23 protein-coding genes and 1 pseudogene are annotated in these 24,422 nt (G+C 60.7%); 9 read left to right on the top strand and 15 right to left on the bottom strand.

All coding sequences use genetic code 11. From position 1 onward, the window contains the following. The first annotated feature begins 43 nt into the window (after window positions 1-43). Complete coding sequence (locus tag HJW02_RS04045; RefSeq protein ID WP_180970980.1) at window positions 44-1,942, top strand: RecQ family ATP-dependent DNA helicase; 1,899 nt, start codon at window positions 44-46, stop codon at window positions 1,940-1,942. Between the two features lie 3 nt (window positions 1,943-1,945). Here the strand turns inward: HJW02_RS04045 and HJW02_RS04040 are convergent, their stop codons facing one another. The 5 genes and pseudogenes from HJW02_RS04040 to nadB all read right to left on the bottom strand — a co-directional run bounded on the left by HJW02_RS04040 (window position 1,946) and on the right by nadB (window position 7,011). Continuing rightward, window positions 1,946-3,133 (bottom strand): glycosyltransferase, encoded by a 1,188-nt coding sequence (locus tag HJW02_RS04040; RefSeq protein WP_022395897.1) that lies wholly within the window; start codon window positions 3,131-3,133, stop codon window positions 1,946-1,948. Then, the gene (locus tag HJW02_RS04035) at window positions 3,130-3,861 is read right to left on the bottom strand and encodes a glycosyltransferase family 4 protein (protein WP_345778209.1); all 732 of its coding nucleotides are present in this window, start codon (window positions 3,859-3,861) and stop codon (window positions 3,130-3,132) included. Before HJW02_RS04035 ends, HJW02_RS04040 begins: the two co-directional genes overlap by 4 nt. Next, a pseudogene (locus tag HJW02_RS04030) lies at window positions 3,768-4,364 on the bottom strand (glycosyltransferase); the annotation flags it as partial. The pseudogene HJW02_RS04030 and the gene HJW02_RS04035, both read right to left, overlap by 94 nt. Before the next feature lie 17 nt (window positions 4,365-4,381). After that, window positions 4,382-5,413, bottom strand: a complete 1,032-nt coding sequence (locus tag HJW02_RS04025) for a hypothetical protein (RefSeq protein WP_102721208.1) — start codon at window positions 5,411-5,413, stop codon at window positions 4,382-4,384. Next, on the bottom strand, window positions 5,407-7,011 hold the full coding sequence (gene nadB, locus HJW02_RS04020; protein WP_022398215.1) for an L-aspartate oxidase: 1,605 nt from the start codon (window positions 7,009-7,011) through the stop codon (window positions 5,407-5,409). Before nadB ends, HJW02_RS04025 begins: the two co-directional genes overlap by 7 nt. Window positions 7,012-7,117: 106 nt before the next feature. Between nadB and rlmB the strand changes: the two genes are divergently transcribed. The 3 genes from rlmB (at window position 7,118) to HJW02_RS04005 (ending at window position 9,402) form a co-directional block, all read left to right on the top strand. Then, complete coding sequence (gene rlmB, locus HJW02_RS04015; protein WP_022398214.1) at window positions 7,118-7,705, top strand: 23S rRNA (guanosine(2251)-2'-O)-methyltransferase RlmB; 588 nt, start codon at window positions 7,118-7,120, stop codon at window positions 7,703-7,705. Window positions 7,706-7,738: 33 nt separating this feature from the next. Continuing rightward, a complete protein-coding gene (locus tag HJW02_RS04010; RefSeq protein WP_022398213.1) occupies window positions 7,739-8,560 on the top strand; it encodes a metallophosphoesterase in 822 nt (273 codons plus the stop codon). 434 nt (window positions 8,561-8,994) lie between these two features. Continuing rightward, complete coding sequence (locus HJW02_RS04005) at window positions 8,995-9,402, top strand: metal-dependent transcriptional regulator (protein WP_022398212.1); 408 nt, start codon at window positions 8,995-8,997, stop codon at window positions 9,400-9,402. Between the two features lie 60 nt (window positions 9,403-9,462). Here HJW02_RS04005 and HJW02_RS04000 read toward each other — a convergent pair whose 3' ends face one another. Together HJW02_RS04000 and HJW02_RS03995 are read right to left on the bottom strand one after the other, a co-directional pair. After that, window positions 9,463-11,559 (bottom strand): heavy metal translocating P-type ATPase, encoded by a 2,097-nt coding sequence (locus HJW02_RS04000; protein WP_102721210.1) that lies wholly within the window; start codon window positions 11,557-11,559, stop codon window positions 9,463-9,465. Between the two features lie 124 nt (window positions 11,560-11,683). Next, entirely contained in the window at window positions 11,684-11,914 is a 231-nt protein-coding gene (locus HJW02_RS03995) for a hypothetical protein (RefSeq protein WP_022398210.1), read from the bottom strand. A gap of 300 nt (window positions 11,915-12,214) precedes the next feature. Here HJW02_RS03995 and HJW02_RS03990 point away from each other — a divergent pair, with 300 nt between their 5' ends. Continuing rightward, complete coding sequence (locus tag HJW02_RS03990) at window positions 12,215-12,418, top strand: hypothetical protein (RefSeq protein ID WP_022398209.1); 204 nt, start codon at window positions 12,215-12,217, stop codon at window positions 12,416-12,418. 42 nt (window positions 12,419-12,460) lie between these two features. Beyond that, window positions 12,461-13,780: a carbohydrate porin gene (locus HJW02_RS03985; RefSeq protein ID WP_102721211.1), complete on the top strand. Its 1,320-nt coding sequence runs from the start codon at window positions 12,461-12,463 to the stop codon at window positions 13,778-13,780. 166 nt (window positions 13,781-13,946) lie between these two features. Here the strand turns inward: HJW02_RS03985 and HJW02_RS03980 are convergent, their stop codons facing one another. After that, entirely contained in the window at window positions 13,947-14,156 is a 210-nt protein-coding gene (locus HJW02_RS03980) for a hypothetical protein (protein ID WP_022398207.1), read from the bottom strand. A 231-nt stretch (window positions 14,157-14,387) separates the two neighbouring features. Between HJW02_RS03980 and HJW02_RS03975 the strand changes: the two genes are divergently transcribed. Further along, entirely contained in the window at window positions 14,388-14,795 is a 408-nt protein-coding gene (locus tag HJW02_RS03975) for a hypothetical protein (RefSeq protein WP_022398206.1), read from the top strand. 89 nt (window positions 14,796-14,884) lie between these two features. Here the strand turns inward: HJW02_RS03975 and HJW02_RS03970 are convergent, their stop codons facing one another. The 7 genes from HJW02_RS03970 to tadA all read right to left on the bottom strand — a co-directional run bounded on the left by HJW02_RS03970 (window position 14,885) and on the right by tadA (window position 21,167). Further along, the gene (locus tag HJW02_RS03970; protein ID WP_102721214.1) at window positions 14,885-15,076 is read right to left on the bottom strand and encodes a FeoB-associated Cys-rich membrane protein; all 192 of its coding nucleotides are present in this window, start codon (window positions 15,074-15,076) and stop codon (window positions 14,885-14,887) included. Between the two features lie 32 nt (window positions 15,077-15,108). Then, on the bottom strand, window positions 15,109-17,370 hold the full coding sequence (gene feoB, locus HJW02_RS03965; RefSeq protein ID WP_102721215.1) for a ferrous iron transport protein B: 2,262 nt from the start codon (window positions 17,368-17,370) through the stop codon (window positions 15,109-15,111). 76 nt (window positions 17,371-17,446) lie between these two features. Continuing rightward, entirely contained in the window at window positions 17,447-17,677 is a 231-nt protein-coding gene (locus tag HJW02_RS03960; protein WP_012420130.1) for a ferrous iron transport protein A, read from the bottom strand. 31 nt (window positions 17,678-17,708) lie between these two features. Then, window positions 17,709-17,921 carry a FeoA family protein gene (locus tag HJW02_RS03955; RefSeq protein ID WP_022398203.1) on the bottom strand — a complete coding sequence of 71 codons (213 nt, stop codon included), beginning with the start codon at window positions 17,919-17,921 and terminating at the stop codon, window positions 17,709-17,711. A gap of 253 nt (window positions 17,922-18,174) precedes the next feature. Next, entirely contained in the window at window positions 18,175-19,554 is a 1,380-nt protein-coding gene (locus HJW02_RS03950; RefSeq protein WP_022398202.1) for a cytochrome c peroxidase, read from the bottom strand. Between the two features lie 66 nt (window positions 19,555-19,620). Next, on the bottom strand, window positions 19,621-20,613 hold the full coding sequence (gene lipA / locus HJW02_RS03945) for a lipoyl synthase (protein ID WP_257228125.1): 993 nt from the start codon (window positions 20,611-20,613) through the stop codon (window positions 19,621-19,623). Next, entirely contained in the window at window positions 20,610-21,167 is a 558-nt protein-coding gene (gene tadA, locus HJW02_RS03940) for a tRNA adenosine(34) deaminase TadA (RefSeq protein WP_102721216.1), read from the bottom strand. Before tadA ends, lipA begins: the two co-directional genes overlap by 4 nt. A 144-nt stretch (window positions 21,168-21,311) precedes the next feature. On the opposite strand from tadA, the gene HJW02_RS03935 reads away from it, so the two are divergent. Continuing rightward, window positions 21,312-22,310: an ROK family protein gene (locus tag HJW02_RS03935; protein ID WP_102721217.1), complete on the top strand. Its 999-nt coding sequence runs from the start codon at window positions 21,312-21,314 to the stop codon at window positions 22,308-22,310. Window positions 22,311-22,368: 58 nt separating this feature from the next. Further along, complete coding sequence (locus HJW02_RS03930; RefSeq protein ID WP_102721218.1) at window positions 22,369-24,294, top strand: heavy metal translocating P-type ATPase; 1,926 nt, start codon at window positions 22,369-22,371, stop codon at window positions 24,292-24,294. Window positions 24,295-24,422: the final 128 nt, after the last annotated feature.

Below are 24,422 nucleotides of genomic sequence, written 5' to 3'. Positions count from 1 at the left end.
GATTCCTTTTGCCGGGATTTTCCGTTATGGTATCCTTCCCGCCATGCATTCCTCCCCGTTGGAAGACACCCTGCGTTTGTTCGGAAAGGAGCGGTTCCGCCCCATGCAGCGGGAGCTGATGGAGTGCGCGCTGGCGGGCCGGTCCTGCATCGGCATTTTGCCTACGGGTTCCGGCAAGAGCCTTTGCTACCAGATTCCGGCAGTGCTGGGAGACGGGGTGACGGTGGTGGTTTCCCCGCTGATCGCCCTGATGCGCGACCAGGTGGCCGGGCTGGAAAAGCTGGGCGTGGCTGCGGCCAGGTATGATTCCTCCCTGGCGGAGGAAGAGAAGGGCGCCCTGCTGGACAGCCTGAAGTCCGGGGCCGTCCGCCTGCTGTTCGCCGCGCCGGAGTCTCTGGAATCCCCGTGGATGCAGCAGGCCATGGAGTTTGTTTCCCCCGGCCTGTTCGTGGTGGATGAGGCGCACTGCCTCTCGGAGTGGGGGCACAGTTTCCGCCCGGATTACCTGGGGCTTCCCGTTTTTTTTAAAAAGCATGGGTTCCGGAGCGTTATGGCCCTGACGGCCACGGCTACGGAACGGGTGTGCCGCGACCTGGCCGCCCTGTTTGACGTGCAGGAGGACTGCATCTTCCGCGCCGCGCCTTACCGGGCGAATATTTTCCGCCAGGCGGAAGTGCTGAAGGAACAGGATAAAACCGCGCGGCTGGTGGAGTTTTTGAAGGAGGACGGCCACCGTCCCGCCGTGGTGTACATCCGCACCCGGAAGGATGCGGAGAATCTTTCCTATGAACTGGGGAAGGCCGGTTTTTCCGTCAAGTCCTACCATGCGGGCATGCCGCCGGAAACGCGGGGGCTGGTGCAGGATGAGTTTGTGACGGGGGCGGCGGACGTGCTGGTGGCGACGATCGCCTTCGGCATGGGGATTGACAAGCCGGACGTGCGCTCCGTGGTGCATTACCATCCCCCCGCCAGCCTGGAGGCGTATGTGCAGGAATCCGGCCGTGCCGGGCGCGACGGGCTGCCTTCCTTCAGTCTGGTGATGCTGTCCGGGCGCGACGGCGTGGCCGTGGTCAACCGCCTGCATGCGGCGGAGCCGGAACGCCATGGCGTAAAAGGGCTGGCGTCCCTGCTGTCCCGGAGGGGAGAGCATATTGTGTCCCTGTATGAGGCCTCCGCGGTCCATGACTTGCCGGATGTGGCGGTGGACCGGATGCTCTTTGACCTGAAGCGTTCCGGTTCCGTCCGGGAACAGGGCATGGGGTACAAGTATTACAAGGTGCGCCCCCTGTTCCGGATGGAGGAAATCCTGTGCGGCCGCGATGGGGAGGAACGTTCCCGGCTGCAATGGATGGACGGCCACCGGGAGGGGGAAGTGGAGGCTCTGGCCGCGGAATGGGGGATTTCCTGGGAAGAAGCCGGCGCATGGCTTGACGAGCTGGCCCTTTCCGGGGAATGGAAGGTGGACCTGCGCCAGACAGCCCTTCACTTGCATTCGGAAGGGTTTGATGCGGAAGAAGCCGCGGAGGAATTCGCGCAGTATTTTTCCCGGTCCCGGCTGAACGGGCTGGAACGCTGGAAAACGTGCGTTTCCACGCTGACGTCTTCCGCCTGCCTCAACAGGAGCCTGGACGCCTACTTCGGCTTCCGGGAGCCGTCCGGACCCTGCGGGCATTGTCCGGGGTGCTGCGGCGCAGTACCTGCGGAGATGGAATTGGAGGACCCCGGACCGCTTCCGGAAGAACTGCGTTCCGCCGTCATGGAGCTGGCGGCGCAGAGGAAGCCCGCGCTGGCCCGCCCTTCCCAGTTGACGCGTTTTCTGCTGGGGCTGGCTTCTCCGGCGGCCATGCGCGCGCGGCTGTGGGGGCACCCCCTTTACGGGACGCTGGCGGACAGAAGCTGGGAGGACGTGTGGATAGAGGCCCGCGCCCTGTTGGGGAATTAGCGGTCAGCTGCCGCCTTTGGCGGCCTCATAAGCGGCAATGATGCGCTTGCAGGAGTTTTCCGCATGCAGCAGGGAGCACCAGTAGCGGGAAATTTCCTCCGGGCTGCGTTTTCCTTCATCCCAGGCGCGGATTTCCTCCAGCAGCGCCCCGGAGACGCTTTCCGGGGTGTCTTTTGGGCTGAGCGTGCCGGAATCATGGGAAACGTACCATTGCAGGCAGTTCAGCAGGGGCGTAAGGCGCGGACCAACGACGGAAGCCCCGGCGCAGAGCGCTTCCGCGGAGGCGACGTGCGTTCCCTCGGACCGGGAGGTGCAGAGGCTGATTCTGGCTTGGGAGTATTTCTTTTGCAGCTCCGCGTTGGGCAGGTAGCCGGCCAGGCGGATGCGGGCGCGGAGGTCTTCCGGAAGATTGCCGTGCCATTCCCGGAGGAGGGGAGGGATGTTCCCGTAGATTTCCGCTTCCCAGTGCGGTGCGCGGGGCAGGGCCTGTTCCAGCGTGGCCATCAGCAGGAAGGGGCGTTTGTAGAGAAGGTCGTCCCAGCGGCCCACGGCCATGATGATGTTGCGTTTCTCCCCGGCATAGCGGCAGGTGGAGGAAATGGGGTTGGGAATGAGGGCCAGTTTCCGGACGATGGATTTTCCGTAGAGCCATTCCCGGTCCTGAATGGATTTGACGGCTGCCGGCATGGGGAAGGCTACCATGTCCCCCTGGTCCAGGTGTTTTCTTCTTCCCCGGCTGGCCAGGTTCCAGGTGTGCTGTTTCAGCAGGCGCAGCAGGAAAAAAGCGGTGCCCCTGATTTTTCCGCGGGCGAAGACGTCCCTGGTCCACATGTTTTCCGCGATGGGGAGCCAGTATTGCCACGGAAAAAACAGTCCGGAGGAATCCATGTACACCACCAGGAAGATGCCCGCGTCATGGATGGCCCTGGCGATGGGAAGATATTTGCCCGTGCCCCAGGCGTACAGGACCAGTCCGTCAATGCCCAGGGATTTCCACCAGGCGGCGTCTTCCAGGTTGGCGTACTCCGTGCGGATGAGGTCGGGGTCGTCCCCCTCCTGGACGGGCGTGGGCATGATGGCCCTGCTTTCCAAGCCGATCCGCTGGAAGGCTTTGCAGAAAGCCCCGGAATCACGGGAAAAGAAGGTGTGGTCCCCTTTGAAGGGAACGGGAGTGCAGGTGTACCATTTCATGATGCCGCGATGTTGGGGGATTGACGGAAGAGGCGGAGTTCCTCAAGAAGGCTGCCCATGGACTGAAGCCATGCGGCGGGGGAATACGTGGAGGACAGGAGCTGCTGCCCGTGCGCGCCCATGGACGGCCAGCGTTCCTCTTCCTCCAGGGCGGTGCGCAGCGTTTCCGCCAGCGCGTCCGCGGAAGGTTCCCGGGCAATCCAGCCGTTCCGGCCGTGGCTGATGAGCTCCGGCAGCCCGCCGCGGGGGGTGACGATGACGGGCGTGCCGTGGAGCCATGATTCCAGGACGACCATGCCGAAGGTTTCCTCCCACAGGGAGGGCGCCACGGCCAGTCCGCAGGCGGCGCGCACGGCGCCCTGTTCCTCATGGGGAATGAACCCGGTCAGGCGGATGGATTCAAGGCGGCGGGAAGCGACGTAGCGCTCCAGTTCCCCGCGCAGGGGGCCGTCCCCCATCAGGTAGAGGGTGCGTCCGGGAGGGGCAAGGCGTTCCCACGCCTGAACCAGTGGGAGGACGCCTTTTTCCTGCGTAAGGCGTCCGGCGTAAAGAACGTCCCGGCGGGGGAGGTCTGGCGGGGGAGGTCCGGCGGGGGAGGTCCGGCGGGGGAGGTTTTTTGCCGGATGAAGTGGGGGATGACCCTGATTTTGTCCTCCGGTATTCCGGTTTGGATGAGGAGCTCCCGCTGGCGGCGGCTGACGGCGATGTAGGAGGAAAGGCGGTTCCAGGTGCCCATGCGGCGCGTTTTATACAGCGTAGCGGCCGCCAGGGCGGAATAGGCCGCGCTGCCGCGCCAGCAGGCGTGCAGGATGCCGGGAAGGTAGTTGCCGTTTTTACAGGAGAAGCAGGGGGAGCCGTCCCGGTAGAATACCCCGTTGAGGCATCCGGCGCGGTAGTTGTGCAGGTAGTGGATGACGGGAACGGATTGCTTCAGGGCCAGCCCGTAGACGCAGGGGGACATGGCCGGGAACGTGTTGTGGATGATCCACGCGTCATAGCGGTCTCTGCGCAGGCATTCGCGCAGCTTTTCCTCCACGTCCCTGTTGCGGAGCATGTAGCGCATTTTCGTCAGCGCGCCGTGGGGGCTCTGGAACAGCTCCGCGGTGGAATAGACAAAGGGGGTGACGTCCGCCACGGCACGCAGCTCTTCCGTGATGGCGCGGAAGCAGACTTCCTCCCCCCCCACGTCGCCGTAGCGGCTGAAAATATGTAGAATGCGTGGACGTTGCATGGCCGCGGCGGAACGGACTATCCCTGGAGTTCCCTCCTGAGCTTCTGGGGATCCTTCAAAAGCTCCCTCTGGATGGCTTCCTGCTGCTGGCGCAGGCGGTCTTCCCGGGACTGGAGGGCTTTTCTCCCGGGGCCCACTTCGGAATTGACGAAGGGGTTGTTATCCCCCCATTTGGACCAGGGGCCGCGGGGGATGCGGTAGAATTCCACAAAGCGCCAGTGGACGACGGCCGTTCCGCCGGTGATGCCCAGGTAGTCGCGGACGGCGGGGGAGATGTCGATGCCCGCTCCCTTGTTCTGGGTGTTGACGGGGGGCTTGTCGCCGAAGACATAGGGCCAGTCTTCCGTGGTGAAGGGGCCGCAGTCCTCCCACTGGGCAAAGCAGGAGCGCTTGTTGTAGACGATCTGCACCCACCTGCCTTTGCAGACGGATTGCCCTTTCCCCGTGTATTCCCGGCGGAACCACGGGATGACGCGTGACGCCTCCGTCTTGTGCTCTCCCTTGCAAACGTCATTGTAGGGCAGCGCCACGTAAAAAGGATTTTGCCGGGGAACGAACGTTTTCGGGCGGAAGTCCACGGTGCGGCACACGGGGTCCGGATTGTCGAAACCGCCGAAGTTTTCCCGCCAGGCGGAGTCCCACGAGCTCTTGTGGTTGGCTACCGGGTTGCGCTCCGTGGAATCCTCCCCCACCCAGAAGACCGTGGCGGTGATATTGAGCCGCCAGGGATAGGTGCCGGGGCTCTGCCTGGCCGTCCTGGGAAGGATGCGGGGCTGGGGCGCCGGGCGTTTGCCGGTCGCGGCCGCGGCGGGCGATTTGACGATGACCCTGGGCAGCGGGTCCCGCTGCGTGGGGGTGATGATGACGGGGCCTTTGGGCCGTCCGGAGCTGTCCGCCAGGGCGCGGGTTGCGCTCCGGCCCGTCTGGATGTCCGCCCTGGCGGCCCCTGCCGGAGCCAGGGCCAGAAACGCAAGCAGGCATGCGGAAAGGAAGGAGTTCCCAGCGGAACCCTTCCGGAATGCCTGTTGACGTTGCCAGTGTTTTACCATCGGTGCAGTTGAGTGACGAAGCGGTGATCCAGCTTGCCGGGATAATCCGTGTTGAAGTGGAGCCCGCGGCTTTCATTGCGCCGCATGGCGCAGTCCACGATCAGGGAGGCCACCGCCACCAGGTTGCGCAGTTCCAGGATGTCCGGCGTGATGCGGTACCCCCAGTAGAAGTCCTTCACCTCCCGGTGAAGCATCCGGAGGCGCGTGGCCGCGCGGTCCAGCCTTTTGTTGGTCCGCACGATGGAGACATAATCCCACATCAGGCGGCGGATTTCATCCCAATTGTGATAGATGACGGAAAGTTCGTCCGGCAGGGCGGTATCCCCGTGGTGCCACGCGGGGATGTCGTAAGAAGTGGGGGCATCCTTTCTCAGCGGCTGGAGGGAGAGCATGGAGTCCAGCGCGCGCTTGGCGACCACCACGCATTCCAGCAGGGAGTTGGAGGCCAGGCGGTTGGCGCCGTGGAGGCCCGTGCACCCGGTTTCCCCGGCGGCGTAAAGGCCATCCAGGCTGGTCTGGCCGTTGACGTCCGTCAGGACGCCGCCGCACTGGAAGTGCGCTGCGGGAACGACCGGAATGGGCTCCCTGGCGGGGTTGATGCCGTAGCGGCTGCAGGTCTCGTAAATCAGGGGGAAGCGCTCCTGGACGAAGCCCTCCGGCTTATGGGAGATATCCAGATAGACGCACATGCTGCCCGTCCTCTTCATTTCCGAGTCCACGGCGCGGGCGGTAATGTCGCGCGGGGCCAGGGATTTGCGGGGATCGTACTTGTGCATGAATTCCTTCCCGTCCGCTCCGATCAGTACGCCGCCTTCGCCCCGCACGGCCTCGGAGATGAGGAAGGAGCGCGCTTCCGCTCCTTCCGCGCGGGTGTTGAAGAAGCAGGTGGGGTGGAACTGCACGAATTCCATGTTGGCGATGGTGGCTCCCGCGCGCCAGGCCATGGCTACGCCGTCCCCCGTGGCGGAATCATTGTTGGTGGTGTACAGGTACACGCGTCCGCAGCCGCCGGTGGCGAGCAGCACGCGGTCTGACCGGAAAATTTCCACTTCCCCGGAGGCGCGGTCCAGCACGTAGGCCCCAAGCACGCGGTCTTCCGTGACCAGGCCTAGTTTGGTCGTCGTAATCAGGTCGATGGCGAAGTGGTCTTCCAGCAGTTGGATGTTGGGGTGGAGCTTGGCCGCCTCCAGCAGCTTGGAGGTGATTTCCAGGCCGGTGGCGTCCTTGGCGTGGAGGATGCGCCGCTTGGTATGGCCTCCCTCCCGGGCCAGTTCGTAATCCTCCCCCTGGTTGCCGGGGTCAAAATTGACGCCCCATTCAAGCAGTTCCCGGATGGCGCCGGGGCCTTCCTCCACAATGGTGCGTACGGCCTGTTCGTTGCAGAGGCCCGCGCCGGCGTCCAGCGTGTCCGCAATGTGGTCTTCAAAGGAGTCGTTGCGGTCCCAAACGGCGGCTATGCCGCCCTGCGCCTTGGCGGAACTGCAATCCAGAAATTTGCCTTTTGTAATGACGGCAACCTTGCCGTGTTCCGCCGCTCTCAAGGCGAAACTCAATCCGGCAACACCTGCCCCAATGACTAAAAAGTCGCTCGTCTTCATCTTGAATGGTACGGAACTGTAGCATAACGGAGACCCTCAAGTCACGCCCAATGATGGGGCGGCGGGGCATATTTGTCTGGAAAAGAAGCGTGAAACACGCTAATTCATGGGCATGAGACCCCAAGGGAACGAACAGGAGGCGCGCCGGAACAAGCATGTGCGCAGCGCTCCGGCCAAAATTGCCGTGAAGGCGCTGGGAGAGGATGTGCTGGACGGGATTCTGGACAAGTCTCCCAACCCCCTGCTGCTGATTCTGGACTGCGTGCAGGACCCCCACAACCTGGGAGCCATTCTGCGGACGGCGGACGGCGCGGGCGTGGATGCCGTAATCGCTCCGCGTGACAAGTCCGTGGGCATTACGGAGACCGTGCTGCGCGTCTCCGTGGGGGCGGCGGAAAAGGTGCCTTTCATCCAGGTGACCAACCTGGCGCGCACCATGAAGCAGCTCCAGGGCCGCGGCATCTGGATATTCGGCACCTCGGACAAGGGGGACCGCGACCTGTATGAAACGGATTTCACGGGGCCGGCCGCGCTGGTGATGGGCGCGGAAGGGGAAGGAATGAGGCGGCTGACGGAAGAGAATTGCGACTTCCTGATCAGGATTCCCATGAAGGGGAGCGTTCCGTGCCTGAACGTGTCCGTAGCTACGGGCGTGTGCCTGTATGAGATGGTGCGGCAGCGGCTGCGCTCCTGATTCCATGGTTGTTTTCCTCCTCCCTCCGTCCTTATGATTCAGGAACTTGACCTTGCTCCGGGAGAACGTGCCCGGTTCATTTCAGACGTCCACTTCGGCCATGCCAAGGCGCTGGCCCGGGAGCCGGAGGAGCTGGCTTTCCTGCTGGAGGGGTGCACTCATCTGGTGGTGTGCGGGGACCTCAGTGAAACCCGTGAAAGCCCCTGCCAGGCGGAAGGGCTGGAAAAACGCGCCCGTTTCCTGCAAATGTGCCGGGATGCCGGAGTGCAGCCCGTGTTGCTGGCCGGCAACCATGACCCGGATGAGAAGGCCGGACTGCTGAAATTGCAGGGGGGACGCGTCTGCGCCCTGCACGGTCATGCCCTGTTCAAGGAGGTGGCCCCGTGGGGATGGGAATATTTGAAAAACAAGCAGGCCTCCCGTGAGCTGATTGCCGCGTTCCCGGAGGCGGATACGGATTTGCGGCGGCGGCTGGAACTGGCGCGCGCCATGAGCGTGCTGGTTCCCCCCATTTACACGCGTTCCGGGGCGTGCCGGAACAAGCTGGTGCGTTTTCTGGCGCATTCCGCCTGGCCGCCGGAGCGGCCCGCGCAGATTCTTCTGGCATGGCTGACGATGATGCGGCGCATGCGGAAATTCACGGAACGCTTTTTCCCGGAAGCGGAAGTCGTCATCTTCGGCCATCTGCACCGCCGTGCGGTGACCGGGAAAAGGGGAGGGCGGCTGTACGTCAATCTGGGCGCCTGCTTCCACCATGCCGAGTGCTGGGCGGCGGACGTGACGGCGGAGGGGGGCGTCTCCATCCGCAGCTATACGCCTGAAGGGTATGACGGTCCGGCGGTGGTTCTCCGCTGACCGCGTCCCGCAGAGGAAGGAAAAAAGGGAAGGGGAACGCGCCCGTGTTTAGGCGATAATGTGTTAGAGCACCGGATGACTAGTCCATACAGTTTGTGGACGCGTTCCCCAAGGAGTTTGGCTGCGCCTGTTTTCCCTTGTTGCCGGAGGGACAATTTTTCCCGGAGCATTTCAGGGCGCAGCCCCGGCAGCAGCAGGGGCGCGAGGCGGGAAAGAACCTGGAGAAGAAGGACTCCGTTCTGGCGGGAACGCCGCCGGAGCATTTTCTCCCGTTGTTTCTTTCCGGGTTTGGGCTGACCATGAATGAAAGTTAGTGTAATCTAACTTGTTTTGCAAGAAAAAAGTTTGTCTCACCTAATATTTTTCAAGAAGAGGTTGACTTGACCGGAGCTTGGGTTATTGTTTTTGTTAGTTAAACCTAATAAGCATCAGTCATGATACGCAAAAACTTTCCCTCCCTGGAGCTGAGCAACAGCCTGGAGGATTACATTGAGGCCGTCCGCAACATCGAGCTGGAAAAAGGGTGCGCCGCCGTAGGAGAGATCGCGGAGGCGCTGAACGTGAAAAAGCCTTCCGTCTCCCTGGCCATGAAGCAGTTGAAGGAACGCGGCCTGGTTGAATATACGCAGTATTCCCCCATTGTGCTGACCCGGGAGGGCCGTTATTACGCGGACCGGGTTATTTCCTGCCATACCATGGTGAAAGAATTCCTGATCACGGTGCTGAAGATGGAGGAGAAGCGCGCGGACGAAGTGGCCTGCGGCATTGAACACATCATGACGCTGGAGGAAATTTCCCGGTTCCAGCTCCTGACGGAGCATTGCCGGAAGAGCGGAGAATAGGAAGGCCCAGGACGTTTTTCAAAGGGATGGTTCATTTCCACATGAACCATCCCTTTCCTTTTACTGCGGAGTGCCGACCGGGGGCAGGCAGCGGCGCGTGCTGCGCGCGCTGACGTACACCGTGGAGGCATTGTGGAGGAATGCGGAAAGGGCCGGGGTAATCAGCCCGAACATGCCCAGCAGAATCAGGGAGGTGTTGAACCCGACGATGAAGCGGTAGTTGCGCTCTATTTTTTCAAGGACGGCGCAGCTTAGTTCCCTTAAAACCGCCAGTTCACTCAGGGAGCTGGACAGCAGGGAAATGTCCGCTACTTCACGGGCGATGTCGGAGGAATCCTTCATGGAGACGGAGACGTCCGCGCAGGAAAGGGCGGGGGAATCGTTGATGCCGTCACCCACCATGCACACCGTTCTTCCGGACTGCTTCAACTGCTGGATGAAGCGCGCCTTGTCCTCCGGCAGAACCTGGGAGCGGTATTCCGTGATGCCCAGCTGGCGGCTGATGGCGCGGGCGGCGGACTCGCTGTCTCCGGTGAGCATGATGATGGAGGAAATGCCCTGCCGCTTCAGCCGGGCGATCGTTTCCCTGGCTTCCGGCCTGGGAGGATCGCTGACGCCGATCATGCCGATCGCCCTGCGGCCTATGGCCAGGAAGATGTTGGATTTGCCCCTGGCGTGGCTGCGGATAGTCTGCCGCTGTTCTTCCGTGAGGGGGATGCCTTCATCTTCAAAAAGGAAGTGGTAGCTGCCCACGAGGACCTTCTTCCCATGCAGGCGGGAGGAGATGCCGTGGGCCACGATGTATTCCACCTCCGCGTGCTCTTCCTCATGGTGCAGGCCTTCCTCCAGCGCCTTGCGCACGACGGCCCGCGCCACGCTGTGGGGGAAGTGCTCTTCCAGGCAGGCGGCCGTTTTCAGGATGTATTCCCGGCTGCAGTCGCTCAGGGGGACAATCTGCGTCACCTGGGGGCAGGCGGAGGTCAGCGTGCCCGTCTTGTCAAAAACGATGGTGTCCGCCCTGGCGAACAGCTCCATGAATTTTCCGCCCTTGATCATGATCTTGCGCGCGGAAGCTTCCTTCATGGCGGAGATGACGGAAATGGGCGTGGCGAGCTTGATGGCGCAGGAATAATCCACCATCAGCACGGAGAGCGCCTTGGAGATGTTCCGGGTGAACAGGAACAGCGCACCCGCCGTGAGCAGGGTGAGGGGAACGATGGAATCCGCGAGTTTTTCCGCCCGGCTCTGGATGCGGGCCTTCAATTCCTCCGAATGGTCAATCAGGGCGATGATGTTGTTGATGCGGGACTGGTCGCCCATGGCGTCCACCCGGATGACGAGGGAGCCTGTTTCCAGCGTGGTCCCGGCGAAGACGACGGAGCCTTCCTGCTTGGCTGCCGCTTCCGATTCTCCCGTCATGGCGGCCTGGTTCACTTCCGCCTCCCCGGACAGGACGGCGCCGTCCACGGGGATGACGTTGCCGGCGTCCACTCGGATCTTGTCCCCGGGCCGGATTTGTTCCATGGGAACCTGGCGCATGCCGTCCTTTTCCACCCTCCAGACCTGGTCCACGTTGATGCTCAGGCTGGCCGCAAGCGCCGCCCGGGTCTTCTTCCGCGTGTAATTTTCCAGCAGGTCTGAAATGGAAAGAAGGAACATGATGGAATTGGCCGTTCCGTAGGCCCTGGTGCCGATGGAGACCCCGATGGATACGGCGTCCAGAACCGCCACATTGAGCCTGCCGCTGCCCAGGCCTGCCATTCCGCGCCGGAAATAGGAGCCGTAGTTCCAGAAAGCCTTGGCCATTCTGAGAGGGGGCGGCAGGAATAATTTGCAGAGCAGGAAGGAAGAAACTTTCCCGGCTATCTTAAGGGAAAAGGATTGGCCCAGTTTCCTGGCTTCCGCTCGTTCTTCCGGTTCATGGCTGCGGAGCGTTTCCGGCCTGAGCCTGTCCAGCGCGCGGAAAATGGTCTGGGGATTCGCCCCTTCGTACAGGATGAACACCCCCCCGTTGCAGGGAGTGGCCTTGACGGAGCTGACCCCTTTCAGCTTCAGGAGCCTGCATTCAATGCCGCAGGCCTGGTCATGGTTGAACATGCCGCGGCCGCAGCGCACCCGGAGCCTGCCGGGCGTATGGTGGATAACCTGATAGTGCATCGGTTTGGAAAAATGAAAAAGGGGGAAACGCCCTTCTCCGTGCGTTTCCCCCGTTGGAGGCTGCCCGTTCCGCCGGCGGAGAAGGAAACGGGCTGCCCCAGTATGATGATGAACAATGAGATTGTTACTGTTCCGGCTTGCGGTTTTCAGCGGCGGCCTCGTGGCACAAGTCCTGCGCTTCTTCACGGATATTGGCCAGTTGCTCCATGGCCTTCTGCTGGATGAGCATGGCTTTGGAAAGCCCCTGGACGGCCAATTTCCTGGTAGCGGGGCTTTTAACCACTTTCGTGCCGATGGCGGCGGCGATGACTCCGCCGACGAAGCCCCAGAGGCCCTTGTTGTTGATGTAACTCATGGTAATGTTTTTTGTTGGGTTCAGCCGGCCTTGGCGGCATGCAGCCGTTTCTTTCCCGGAAGGGTTGGATGATCTCCAATAGGCCTGCTTTTTTGTAACGTTCCGCAGGTTTCAGGTCAAGTTGAATTAGTTTCAACTAATTTTTTTACGGTACGTAAAATTATTTTAAAGATTTTTCAATACATTGATCATAAAAGAGGTATGAAACGTGCTTCATGGAAGGAGTTCCAAATTGGAAAAGGGCTAAGGGAGAAAAAGTGTTGACTCAATAGTTAGTTCTATCTAACTTTGCCGCGTTGCATGAACTTGACCCATACAGGACTTCACCGTTTCTTCCGCCGGATTTGCCGGTACCGGAAACTGGCCGGGCTTCTCGTCCGGCGTCCCAGATACCGCCTGCTCTGCGGGGACTGTGAGTTCTGTATGGGCGCATGCGGCAAAGCCGTGGATGCGCAGTCCGCCGCAGGCCGGGAGCAGGAATGCTCCTCCGCCATGGAAGGCTGAACATCCGCGATTGACGAGGAAGACTCAAGATACAGCATTACTATGAAGAAACGCTACATGATACCCGCCCTGCTGGCCTGCTCCGGCTTCTGCATGGCCGGTACGGCATCCGTAGCCACTACCGCCGCCGCTCCGGCTGCGGAAGAGGCTGAAGGCAAAGGTTCCATTCTGGACGACATCGACCTGTTCGGGGACGAATACGGCGATGAAAGCACGCCCATTCCGAACGATCTTCTGACCAGGGCCCTGACGGATCTGCATAAAGGCGCTTACGAGAAAGCCGGCTTCCAGTTCCTGGTGGAGCAGGCGTTCCTCTATACCAAGGGCCACCATGCGGCCGCGAACGAAGAGACTGCCGGTTCCAGCCAGAGCTGGTACAAATTCCACGCCCAGGCCGGGCTGCAGCTGTTCAAATCCAGCCGCAACCAGGGAACCTGGATCAAGAGCGAGCTTTCCGGCTCCGTGGCCCTGAACAGGCATACGCACCGCACCACGCTGGACGACTCCTGGGGCGCGAGCGGCCCCGCCAACTGCGACGTTTTTGAAGACGGCTACTTCTACCTGCCGGAACTCCTCCTTTCCCAGGGTTTCATGGACGGCCAGCTCGTCATCATGGGCGGCATGATCAACCAGACGAACTATTTTGACGCCAATACGTATGCCAACACCACCTTCGGGCAGTTCGGCGGCGCTCCCTTCGTCAACAACCAGGTGCTTCCGCTGGGGGACTCCAACTTCGGGTTCGTGGGGCAGTACCAGTTCAATGAAAACTGGTTCATCCAGGTGGGCGGCAACATGATGGACAATGAACCCCGCCGCAACCCGTTCCGCCACACGACCGGAAAATCCTTCAACCTGCTCGGTGAAATCGGCTGGACGCATGAAAAGGCCTTCGGCATCGGCACGGGCACGTACCGCCTGCAGCCGTTCATGTTCCATGCGGACGGCAAGAACCATGGAGGCGTGGCGTTCAACCTGGAACAGGACCTGGGCAGCAGCCCGTTCGCCCTGTTCGCCCGCGCCGGCTGGAGCAGCGCCGAATCAGGCAACATCTGCGGAGCGGAAGCCCAGGCGTCCGCCGGGGTCATTTTCAAGAAACCTCTGGAAGTCATGACCGGCTTGAAAGAAGCGGACGGCAACTTCTTCGGCGTAGGCTTCTCCGTGAGCAAGCCGGATGCCGACACGCTGGCGGAAACGCGGCCCGGGCATGACCGGGAAATGATTCTGGAATGCACGTACAGCTTCTCCATTACGCCGTACTGCCTCATCCAGCCTTCCTACCAGTATGTGAAGAATCCTTCCGGGCGGGATGACGTCAACTCCGCCAATATCTTCTCCGTACAATGCGTCGTCACGTTCTAGGCGGGAAATGTCCCGAATCTGTGGAAGCGCAATAATAATCAAGTCTTCCTTGTCCGTCTGCATGCAGAGAGCGGAATCCTGCGTGCAAGGGCATTGAAGGGGTCTGCATGACCTGGCGGCAACGTCGCATTCTCGATCAGGTAGGGGGTGCGGCGTTGCTTATTCTTTATCTCAAAGGAAGCGAGAGGCGCTTGAAACGCCTGTGTTCCTGAACCCCGTCATTCCGTTGTCCGGACTGGGGCGCTGCGGAAGAGGCCTGTACGGAGGAGGCCGGCGCCGTATTCCGCACCGGTTCCCTGCGGGCCGTATCCGCCTGACAGGAGGCTGCCAGCAGGCAGGCGGCTCCTATCATGATACATGTGTACTTGTTCATCATCTTATGTTGTGCGGCTGGTTGTAGCCGCTGATGGTTAGATTAGCACTTCTTTCCATCTGTTGAAAGTTCTTTGGTTTGACTAACAACAAGTTAGGTGAATTAAACACGAAGAAGAACGTTAAGGTCAGCGCCTTGCACGCTGCCGGATTTATGACAATTGATGACATTTCCGGCGTCAGGAAACATTTAAAACCATGTTGACTTGGATAGGAACTGTCTTAAACTGACAGAATGAGTAAGGTTCAATGGGAAATTTCAAATGATGAAGTGACCGACCGTGATACTGCTCTGCGCCGCTTGCAGGAGGGAACGACTGGCCATGTGGTATGCGCCCGCGACGGCGCGTGCCTCCAGTCCTACAAGGAAGCGGACGGCATCTACCACTGTGAAATCGTGTTCAAGACGGGCTCATGCTGCCCGCCGGTATTCGCCGCTCCGGAAGGGGTGACGGGGCAGGAGCTGGAAACGCTGTACGACCGTTTTGCCAGCGGTGACGACTTCTCCTTTGTGGAAAAGGAATGGGAGCCCCTGATGGCCGTGGAGTACCGCCACCGCCACAATGTGATGTGGTTCATCTTCCTGTTTATCGCGCTGGTGATTGCGGCCATGGCGGCGTACCAGCACGGCTGGATCGGTTAAGGAGGGAGCGCATGCGGCATGCGCAGAAGGAAAGAACCTGCAAACCGCGGGCGGTCTGCAGGTTCTGAAAGAAAGGGCTGAGACTGGGCTCAGTCCTGTTTTTCTTGATCGTCGTCGTGATGGTGGCCTCCGCAGCAACCGCCGCCGCTGCCGCAGCAGCTATCGCCGCCGTTGCCGCACCCGTCACAGTTGCCGCAGCACTTGCCGCGCTTGCTGAACGTTTTATACAGCGCGTAGGCCAGGGCCAGGAAAAGGAGGGTGGCAATGATATATGTTCCCATGTTGGTGAGTGGGTTAGGAGTGGGTATGAGGGTTATTTGGAGGGTGCGGAGGGTTTCTTCACCACCAGGTAAATGAGGCCCAGCAGGAGCAATACGGCGAGCCCCTGCCCGATGCCGAAGGAAGCTTCCGTATAAAGCCATGCTCCCATCTGGTAAATCAGGAAGGCCAGGCAGTACGCCAGGGCGCACATGTAGCCGATGGCGAAGAAAGTCCATTTGGCGCTGTTCATTTCCCTTCTGATGGCTCCCATGGCGGCAAAGCAGGGGGCGCAGAGAAGGTTGAAAATCATGAAGGAGAAGGCGCTCAGGAACGTGAAGGCTCCCGCCTGGACCAGGCGGTCCCCGGTTTCCCTGATTTCAGCGTCTTCATCTTCCTCCTCTTCAGCGGCGGCTTCCTCGGCGGCAGCTTCTTCAGAGGCGCCCTCCAGGGATGCCTGGAGCTCCTGGCCGGCGGGGGACATTTCCTGCGTTTCGGCGGGTTCTTCCTCCGCCTCTTCCCCGGAACTGCCGTCCGCATACAGAACGCCGAAGGTGCCGACCACGTTTTCCTTGGCAATCAGTCCGGTGATGGTGGCCATGGTAGGTTTCCATTCGCCCCAGCCCAGCGGCTGGAAGACGGGTGCGGCCACGTTGCCGATGGAGGCCAGCATGCTGTCATTCTGCTCCACGGAATCAACCTTCCAGTTGTAGCTGGAAAGGAACCAGATCAGGGCGCTGGACACGAAGATAACCGTCCCGGCTTTTTGCACGAAGGCCTTGCAGCGTTCCCACGCGTGGATGATGACGTTCTTCCAGGCGGGAACGTGGTAAATGGGAAGTTCCATGACGAAGGGGGTGGGATCCCCGGAGAACATGGCGGTCTTTTTCAAAATGAGGCCGGAAAGGATGATGGCGCCCACCCCGATGAAGTAGGCTCCCGGGGCCACCCAGGAATTTTCCGGGAAGAAGGCGCCTGCAATCAGGGCGATGATGGGCGTTTTAGCTCCGCATGGAATGAACGTGGTGGTCATGATGGTCATGCGCCTGTCCTTTTCATTCTCAATAGTGCGGGTGGCCATGATGCCCGGAACGCCGCAGCCCATGGAAACGAGCATGGGGATGAAGGACTTCCCGGAAAGGCCGAATTTGCGGAAAATGCGGTCCATGATGAAGGCCACGCGGGCCATGTAGCCGCAATCTTCCAGAATACCCAGGCACAGGAACAGCACCGCCATCTGCGGCAGGAAGCCCAGGACGGCCCCCACGCCGGCAATCACGCCGTCCTGAATCAGGCTTTCCAGCCACGGGGCGCAGTTGGCGCTTTCCAGCAGGCCGCCCACCCATTCCGGAACCCATTCCCCGAAGAAGGTGTCATTGGCCCAGTCCGTTCCCCATGCGCCCACCGTCTGGATGGAAATGTAATACACCGCCCACATGACGACGGCAAAGATGGGGAGGCCCAGCCAGCGGTTGGTGATGATGCGGTCGATCCTGTCGCTTCCCGTCAGGCTGCCGATACCGGCCTTGACGACGGAATCCGCGGTAATGCGTGAAATGGAATTGTAGCGCTCGTTGGTGATGATGGATTCGCTGTCGTCATCCATCTCCTGTTCCATGGCTTCAATGATCCCGTTGATGCGGGACTGCTCCTCAGGGGTGAGCGCGAGCTGGTCCGCGACTTTCTGGTCCCTTTCAAAAACCTTGACGGCAAACCATTTTTTCTGCTGGTCCAGGCATTTGCCGGTGATTATTTCCCCTATTTCCCCGATGGCTTTTTCCAGACGGTCCGGGAAGTGCACGGCGCGCGGGGCCCGGGCATCCTCCGAGGTGGCCGTTTTTACGACGGCGTCCACCAGTTCACGGATTCCGGTCCCTTTCAGGGCGCTGATTTCCAGCACCTGGCAGCCGAGATCCCGGGAAAGCTTTTCCGTGTCAATGCGGTCGCCGCGCTTCCGGACAATGTCCATCATGTTCAGGGCGATGATGACGGGAACGCCCAGCTCGCAAAGCTGGGTGGTGAGGTAAAGATTGCGTTCCAGGTTGCTGCCGTCAACCAGGTTCAGGATGAGGGAGGGATGGTCCGTGACCAGGTAATTCCGGCTGACGACTTCCTCCAGGGTGTAGGGGGAAAGGGAATAAATGCCCGGAAGGTCTTCAATGATGATGTTCTTGTGGCCTTTCAGGCGGCCTTCCTTTTTTTCCACAGTAACGCCGGGCCAGTTCCCGACGTACTGGCTGGCGCCTGTCAGGGCGTTGAAGAGAGTGGTTTTTCCGCAGTTGGGATTGCCCGCCAGGGCGATGGTAATGTTGCTCATGGATGTTTCCTTGTCTTGATGTATGGGTGCGCCGTCTTGCTGTCAGGTCAGGAAACGTGCGGTAATAAGGGCGGAATCAATGGATATGGATGTTCTCGGCTTCCGATTTGCGGATGGAGAGTTCGTAGCCGCGGACAGTAACTTCAATGGGATCTCCCAGGGGGGCGACTTTGCGGATGAAAATCTGCGTTCCCTTGGTGACTCCCATGTCCATGATGCGCCTTCTGACCGGGCCTTCCCCCGCCAGTTTCCCGACGGTGACGGTTTCCCCGATCAGGGCGTCTCTTAATGTACGGTGTTTGGTCATAGAATGATGGCTGATTGTTGGATGAGAAGGTTCAGGCCACGAATATCTTGCACGCAAGAGCCTTGCTGAGAGCTATCCGGGACCCCTTGACATTGACGATGAAGTTTCCGCCGTTTTCAGAAACGATGGAAACTGTGCTGCCGGCAACGAAGCCCAGGCTTTCCAGAAAACGCCGGGTTTCATCCCTGCCATGAATTTTGTTAACCTGGCGAATATCGCCGATGTTGAGCATGGAGAGTGGCATGGTGTGTGTATGAATCAAATCCGGGAGAAAGTTAGTTTCATCAAACTAGTAAGTCAATGATATTATGCGCCTGTGTTTTCAATTTGGATAAAAATTATTCATCATGAATCATTTACCCATTAGTTTAATCTAAGTATGACGCGGAGGAAAAGCCGGAAACGGGGGTTTTCCGGCAATAAGCCGGAAGGGGGAATACAAAAAAGCCGCGCCATGAAGGTTCATGGCGCGGCTGGAAAAAATGCTTTCCTCTGGCTCAGGAGGCGGGGCAGACTTCGCCCTGGACGGGCTTGCCGTTGTATTCCCCGGTCAGGGTTTTCAGGAAGGCCACCAGCAGGCTCACCTCCTTCTTGTCCAATTTGTCGTAGCCGAGCTGGTAGTGGTACATCTTGGTGATGGCTTCCTCCAGCGTCTGGGCGGAGGCGTCATGCATGTACGGCCAGGTAAGCTCCACGTTGCGGAGGGTGGGAACGCGGAACCTGTGCCTGTCTGATTCCTTCTTGGAAAAGTTCATCAGGCCGTTGTCGTCATTGGTCTTGGCGCGTCCGGCAAAGAAGTCTCCCTTGAGGTCGGCGTATTCAAAGGACTGGCCGCCCATGGCGGGGCCGGTGTGGCAGGTCTGGCAACCGAGCTTGAGGAAGAGCCTGTAGCCCTTCTTGGCATTCTCGCTGATGGCGTTTTCATCACCCTTCAAATAACGGTCGAACGGGCTGTTCGGCGTGATGAGGGTCTTTTCATATTCCGCGATGGCGTTTGTGATGGTTTCTCCGTTGAAGCCCTGGGGATAAACCTTCCTGAATTCCGCGGCAAACGCGGTGTCCTGGTTCAGCTTGGCGGCGATCTGGTTCCAGTCGTCCGGATGTTCGTAACCCATTTCCACCGGGTTCAGGGGAGGTCCGCCCGCCTGTTCCTGGAGGCTGGCGGCGCGTCCGTCCCAGAACTGCTTGGTGTGGAAGGCGGCGTTGAAGACGGTGGGGGCGTTGATGCCGCCCTTCTGGCCGCGGACTCCGGTGGAGGTGGCCAGGTTGTCCGTGCCGGCCTTCTCCAGGGAGTGGCAGGAGGCGCAGGAAACGGTATTGTCCGTGGAGAGGCGCACGTCATGGAACAGCTTGTAGCCCAGGGCCACCTTGGCCGGATCCGTGGGAAGGGCGTCTGGAATGGGGGAGATGGCGGTGATGGCGTACTCCTTGCCCACCATGTCGCCGAAGATTTTCAGGCGTTCATCCTTGACCCACTGGAGCATGGCTGCTTTTTCCGGAAGGGTGAGCGTGCTGCCCCAGTGCACCATGGTGTAGGAGGTGGGTGGCATGGAATTGATCTGGAGCACGTGTTCCAGTTTGGAAAGGGTCACGGCAGTGGGCGGTTCATCCATGTTGTAGCTGCGCTGTCCGTCCCGGATGTGGCGCGCCAGCAGGCCGCCGGAAAGGGTGTTCACCAATTCGGAAATGTGGGTGCCGGGCTTATGGCAGTCCGCACACTTGGAGTTCATGGTATGTGCGGTGATTTCCGCCGCCTGGGCGGATGTCAGGGGCTTGATATTCTGGTTCGGCAGGAACAGGGGCGCGACTGCCGCCGTCACGATGACCGTGCCGCCCAGAATGGCCCCGGCCGTGATGAAGGAACGTGTTTTGCTCATGAGATTCTCAATGACGTGGAATTGCCTGTATGGTAAAAGGGAAGGGTTAATATATCAAGATTTATTCTAAAGTTCGCCGGCCTTTCTCAAATCTTCGTTAATGGCCTCCAGCACGTCCGCTTCCGGGGTGAAATTGGCGGCATGGTAGGAGCTGCGGACCAGCGGCCCGGACGCCACGTGCCTGAAGCCCTTGGCTCGCGCGACCTCCTCATAACGGACGAAGTCGTCCGGATGGATGTATTTGACCACCGGCAGGTGGTTGCGGGAGGGGCGCAGGTACTGCCCCAGCGTCAGCACCGTGACGCCGTGTTCCAGCAGGTCGTCCATGGACCGGAAAAGCTCGTCTTCCGTCTCTCCCAGGCCCAGCATGATGCCGCTTTTGGTGGAAACCTTGCCGTCCACGCAGTCCAGCGCCATCCGGAGGACGCGCAGGGAGCGCTGGTACTGGGCGCGGAAGCGCACGATGGGCGTCAGGCGTTCCACCGTTTCCAGATTGTGGCCGAAGATGTGGGGACGTGCCGCCATCAGCGTCCGGATGGAGGAGGGCTTCTCATTCAGGTCCGAGGCCAGCACCTCAATGATGGTGGAGGGACTGGCTTTTCTGACGGCCCGGATTACTTGGGCGAAGTGGGCGGCGGCTCCGTCCGGAAGGTCGTCCCGGGTGACCATGGTAATGACGGCGTGGCGCAGCTTCATGTGCACGACGGCGTCCGCCACGTGCTGCGGCTCCTCCGGGTCCAGCGGAAAGGGCTTGGCGGTTTTTACGGCGCAATAGGCGCAGGCGCGCGTGCACCGCTCCCCGGCGATCATGAAAGTGGCCGTGCCCTGGTTCCAGCATTCGTAGCGGTTGGGGCAGTGGGCTTCTTCACAGACGGTGAACAGGTGCTTGCCTTCCACAAGCTGCTTGACGTCCCAGAATTCCCGGCCGTTGGGCAGGCGCACCTTGATCCAGGACGGCTTGCGTTCCGTCCCTTCCGCAGTCTCGTTGTCGTTCCGGTGTTCCATAGCCCCGCTAGCTTGCCGTGAGTCCGCTGCTTTGGCAAATGCAAAGTGCTTTATTCGGGGCCGTCTTCCCCGTTTTCATCCGGGATTGCGCGGGAGTCCGCAGCCAGCTTCTTCCGTTCTTTGGCCGCCAGCCGCGCCGCACGGAAAAATTCCTGGAGGTGGTGCAGGCATTCGTCCCCCAGAACGCCGGGACGCACCTCGCACTTGTGGTTGAGGGGAGGGTTGGAATCCAGCAGGTTGATCCAGCCTCCCGCGGCTCCGGTCCTGGCGTCCGGACAGCCGAAGACCACCCTGTCCGGGCGGCAGTGGACGATGGCCCCCGCGCACATGGGGCACGGTTCCTTGGTGACGTACAGGGTGCAGCCTTCCAGCCGCCAGTCGCCCAGAGCCTCCTGGGCTGCCGTCAGGGCGATCATCTCCGCATGGGCCGTGGCGTCCTTGAGGACCTCCACCTGGTTCCAGCCCCGGCCGATCACGCGGCCGTCTTTCACCACGATGGCCCCGATGGGCACCTCCCCCTTCACCAGGGCTTTTCTGGATTCTTTCATGGCTTGGCGCATGAACCATTCGTCCGAACCGGGCATTTCCATCATCACGGCGCCTATCATGGACTGGACGGCGCATCCCTGGCAAGCCCTTTCTGGAGGATATTTATTGTATTTTATACAAGAAGTTCGGCATGCCGCGGAAAGGGATGGGTGTGAATGCGTTTTTGCGTTGATTCCAGGGGGTGCGTGGCATAAGTATGAACCATGAGCTTTTCAGAACCCTGCGCATTGGCCGTGGACTTCGGCGGTACGAGCATCAAAATGGGCGTGACGGCGGGGGACCGTATTCTGGCGACAGCGGACCGCATCCCCACCGCCATGTTTGAAAGTCCCCAGGCGATTATTGAGGCCATGATTGCGGCGGCCCTGAACCTGCGCGGGCAATTCCCGTCCGCCTGCGTGATGGGCATGGGGATGCCGGGATGGTGCGATTACTACAGGGGGACTCTTTACCAGCTTACCAATGTCCGGGTATGGGACCATGAAGTTCCGGTGAAGGAGCTGATGGAGCAGGCGCTGGGCCTCCCCGTCGTGCTGGACAATGACGCCAACTGCATGGCGTATGCGGAATGGAAGTTGGGCGCCGGTCGCGGCATGTCCAGCCTGGTGTGCCTGACCATGGGGACGGGCATTGGCGGCGGCATTGTGGTGAATGACCGCATCCTCCGGGGGAAACGGCTTTCCACCGGGGAGCTGGGCCAGACGAGCATCCATTACCAGGGCAAGCCCGGCCCGTTCGGCAACCGGGGAGCCATTGAAGAATACATCGGCAACAACGAACTGGCGGCGGAGGCGGTCAAACGGTATGCCGGGGCGGGAATCGTCAAAACCGTGAACGAATGCACGCCCAGGGACCTGGACGAAGCCGCCCGCGCGGGCTGTCCCATCGCCCTTCAGCTATGGGAGGACACGGCGGAAATGCTGGCCTGTCTCATCATGAACCTGATGTACACGCTGGTGCCGGACGCCTTCATCATTGGCGGGGGGGTAGCCAAGGCCGGAGACCTGCTCATGAAGCCCCTGCTGAAGAACCTCATGGAGCAATTGTTCCCCATGCACATGGAGGAGCTGAAAATCCTGCCCGCCAGATTTGGCGCGGAAGCGGGGCTGCTGGGCGCCGGCGCCATGGCGATGGACGAATTCCTGGGGCAGGGAGTTCTGGAACGTTTTAAGAAAGAAGAAGTAGCAAAAGCTCTATGTTAGATTGAACTAACATAGGACTTGCCATAGCGTAGACGCAGGCGTACAAGCGGAACAGGTCATGAGTATGGAACATTCCCACGAACATTTTTCACAAGGAGCTTCCTGCTGCGCCGGAGGGTGCTGTTCAGGAAGCTGCTGCGGCTCTGGAGACGCCATCAGGCCCGTTCCCGCCGTGCTGGGCATCGCCCTGTTTGTCGCCGCCCTGGTGATGGGAAGCGATTCCTGGAGCGGCATGGCTGCATATGCGGCGGCCTACCTGCTGATAGGCTGGGATGTATTGAAGGCGGCTTTTCTGGGGTTGAGGCACGGGCGTGCCATGGATGAAAATTTCCTGATGAGCATTGCCTCCCTGGGAGCGATGTTCCTGGGGGATTATTCCGAAGCCGTCGGGGTGATGCTTTTCTACCGCGTGGGAGAATATCTCCAGGAGCGCGCGGTGGGCAGTTCCCGCCGGTCCGTGAGCGAACTGATGAACCTGAGGCCTGAATCCGTCCATGTGAGGGAGGGCGGCACTGTCCGTGACGTTCCTCCCGCGGAGGTCCGGCCCGGTTCCGTGATTGAAGTGCGCCCCGGAGAGCGTGTCCCGCTGGACGGCACGGTGACGGAAGGGAATTCCGTCCTGGATACCTCCGCCATGACCGGTGAATCCCTTCCGGTGGAGGCCGGGGCCGGAAGCACCGTGCTGGCCGGGTACATCAACGGACAGGGCGTGCTGGAGGTGCGCACGGACCGGGACTGGCGGCATTCCGCCCTGGCGAGGGTCCAGGAACTGGTGGAAGCCGCTTCCGGCCATAAATCCCCCCTGGAAGGAAGGCTGTCCACGTTTTCACGCATCTATACGCCGCTGGTGATCTCCATTGCCGTTCTGGTGTTCCTGCTTTATCCCTTCGTCACGGGCGGAAGCTGGACGGACGGCCTGTTCCGCGCGCTGGTGCTGCTGGTGATCTCCTGCCCCTGTGCGCTGGTGCTGTCCATCCCGCTGGGCTTCTTTGCCGGGATAGGGCGGGCGGCGCGGCAGGGAATTCTGCTGAAAGGGAGCAACTACCTGGATGCCCTGCGGAAAGTGAAGACGGTGGTGTTTGACAAGACCGGAACCTTGACGGAGGGCGTCTTTTCCGTGGATGAAGTGCTTCCACGTGACGGAGTAACGCCGGAGGAACTGCTGTACTGGGCGGCGCACGCGGAAAGCTCCGCCTCCCACCCGCTGGGGCGTTCCATCGTAAAGGCGTATGAAGGTAGCCTGTTCCCGGACCGTGTGGCGGAGCTGGTGGAAGTAACGGGGGGCGGCGTTTCCGCCCGTGTGGAAGGGAAGGCTGTGCTGGTGGGGAAAAAGGCTTTTCTTCAGGAGGCGGGGGTAGAGGCAGGGGAGGAAAAGGACCGCGGCGTAACCATTTACGTGGCTCTGGACGGCGTTCTGCTGGGACGCCTGCGCCTGTCTGACCGGATCAAGCCGGGGGCGGAACAGGCGGTGCGGGAATTGAGGGGGCTGGGCGTTTCCAACCTGGTGATGCTGACGGGGGATTCCTCCTCCGCCGGTGCGGAGGTGGGGCGCAAGCTGGGACTGGACGAGGTGTTCAGCGGGCTGATGCCGGCCGGCAAGCTGGAGCACGTGCGACGGCTGAAGCCGGAAGAAGGCCTGCTCGCCTTTGTGGGGGACGGCATGAATGACGCTCCTTCCCTGGCTGCCGCGGACATTGGCATAGCCATGGGCGGCGTAGGGTCTGATACGGCTCTCCAGGCTGCGGACGTGGTGGTGATGAAAGGAGACCCCGTTGCCGTTCCGCAGGGGATGGTTCTGTCACGGGCGACGGAGCGCATTATCGTGCAGAACATTGTTCTCATCCTGGGCGTCAAACTGCTGGTGATGGTGCTGGGCATTCTGGGGCTGGCCGGTATGTGGGCCGCCGTCATGGCGGATGTAGGCGTCTGCCTGCTTGCGGTGGGCAACTCCATGCGTATTTTCCGGGTAAAACTGGACGCGTGACGGAGGAGAATCCATTCACTCCACCCCCTTGTTCCGGGCGGAGCGGCTCCCGGCAAACATGCTATCCATGATGTCCATGATGTCCATGATGTCCATGATGTCCATGATGTCCATGATGTCCATGATGT

Origin of the sequence: Akkermansia sp. GGCC_0220, from assembly GCF_017566105.1 — a bacterium.
Taxonomy (GTDB): domain Bacteria; phylum Verrucomicrobiota; class Verrucomicrobiia; order Verrucomicrobiales; family Akkermansiaceae; genus Akkermansia; species Akkermansia massiliensis.
This window is presented reverse-complemented; position numbering and strand designations above follow the sequence as displayed.

Excerpts from the sequence above, each read along its gene's own strand:
- HJW02_RS04045 (WP_180970980.1), top strand. The coding sequence starts at position 44 with ATGCATTCCTCCCCGTTGGAAGACACCCTGCGTTTGTTCGGAAAGGAG.
- HJW02_RS04040 (WP_022395897.1), bottom strand. The coding sequence starts at position 3,133 with ATGAAATGGTACACCTGCACTCCCGTTCCCTTCAAAGGGGACCACACC.
- HJW02_RS04025 (WP_102721208.1), bottom strand. The coding sequence starts at position 5,413 with ATGGTAAAACACTGGCAACGTCAACAGGCATTCCGGAAGGGTTCCGCT.
- nadB (WP_022398215.1), bottom strand. The coding sequence starts at position 7,011 with ATGAAGACGAGCGACTTTTTAGTCATTGGGGCAGGTGTTGCCGGATTG.
- rlmB (WP_022398214.1), top strand. The coding sequence starts at position 7,118 with ATGGGCATGAGACCCCAAGGGAACGAACAGGAGGCGCGCCGGAACAAG.
- HJW02_RS04010 (WP_022398213.1), top strand. The coding sequence starts at position 7,739 with ATGATTCAGGAACTTGACCTTGCTCCGGGAGAACGTGCCCGGTTCATT.
- HJW02_RS04005 (WP_022398212.1), top strand. The coding sequence starts at position 8,995 with ATGATACGCAAAAACTTTCCCTCCCTGGAGCTGAGCAACAGCCTGGAG.
- HJW02_RS04000 (WP_102721210.1), bottom strand. The coding sequence starts at position 11,559 with ATGCACTATCAGGTTATCCACCATACGCCCGGCAGGCTCCGGGTGCGC.
- HJW02_RS03995 (WP_022398210.1), bottom strand. The coding sequence starts at position 11,914 with ATGAGTTACATCAACAACAAGGGCCTCTGGGGCTTCGTCGGCGGAGTC.
- HJW02_RS03990 (WP_022398209.1), top strand. The coding sequence starts at position 12,215 with ATGAACTTGACCCATACAGGACTTCACCGTTTCTTCCGCCGGATTTGC.
- HJW02_RS03985 (WP_102721211.1), top strand. The coding sequence starts at position 12,461 with ATGAAGAAACGCTACATGATACCCGCCCTGCTGGCCTGCTCCGGCTTC.
- HJW02_RS03980 (WP_022398207.1), bottom strand. The coding sequence starts at position 14,156 with ATGATGAACAAGTACACATGTATCATGATAGGAGCCGCCTGCCTGCTG.
- HJW02_RS03975 (WP_022398206.1), top strand. The coding sequence starts at position 14,388 with ATGAGTAAGGTTCAATGGGAAATTTCAAATGATGAAGTGACCGACCGT.
- HJW02_RS03970 (WP_102721214.1), bottom strand. The coding sequence starts at position 15,076 with ATGGGAACATATATCATTGCCACCCTCCTTTTCCTGGCCCTGGCCTAC.
- feoB (WP_102721215.1), bottom strand. The coding sequence starts at position 17,370 with ATGAGCAACATTACCATCGCCCTGGCGGGCAATCCCAACTGCGGAAAA.
- HJW02_RS03960 (WP_012420130.1), bottom strand. The coding sequence starts at position 17,677 with ATGACCAAACACCGTACATTAAGAGACGCCCTGATCGGGGAAACCGTC.
- HJW02_RS03955 (WP_022398203.1), bottom strand. The coding sequence starts at position 17,921 with ATGCCACTCTCCATGCTCAACATCGGCGATATTCGCCAGGTTAACAAA.
- HJW02_RS03950 (WP_022398202.1), bottom strand. The coding sequence starts at position 19,554 with ATGAGCAAAACACGTTCCTTCATCACGGCCGGGGCCATTCTGGGCGGC.
- tadA (WP_102721216.1), bottom strand. The coding sequence starts at position 21,167 with ATGATAGGCGCCGTGATGATGGAAATGCCCGGTTCGGACGAATGGTTC.
- HJW02_RS03935 (WP_102721217.1), top strand. The coding sequence starts at position 21,312 with ATGAGCTTTTCAGAACCCTGCGCATTGGCCGTGGACTTCGGCGGTACG.
- HJW02_RS03930 (WP_102721218.1), top strand. The coding sequence starts at position 22,369 with ATGAGTATGGAACATTCCCACGAACATTTTTCACAAGGAGCTTCCTGC.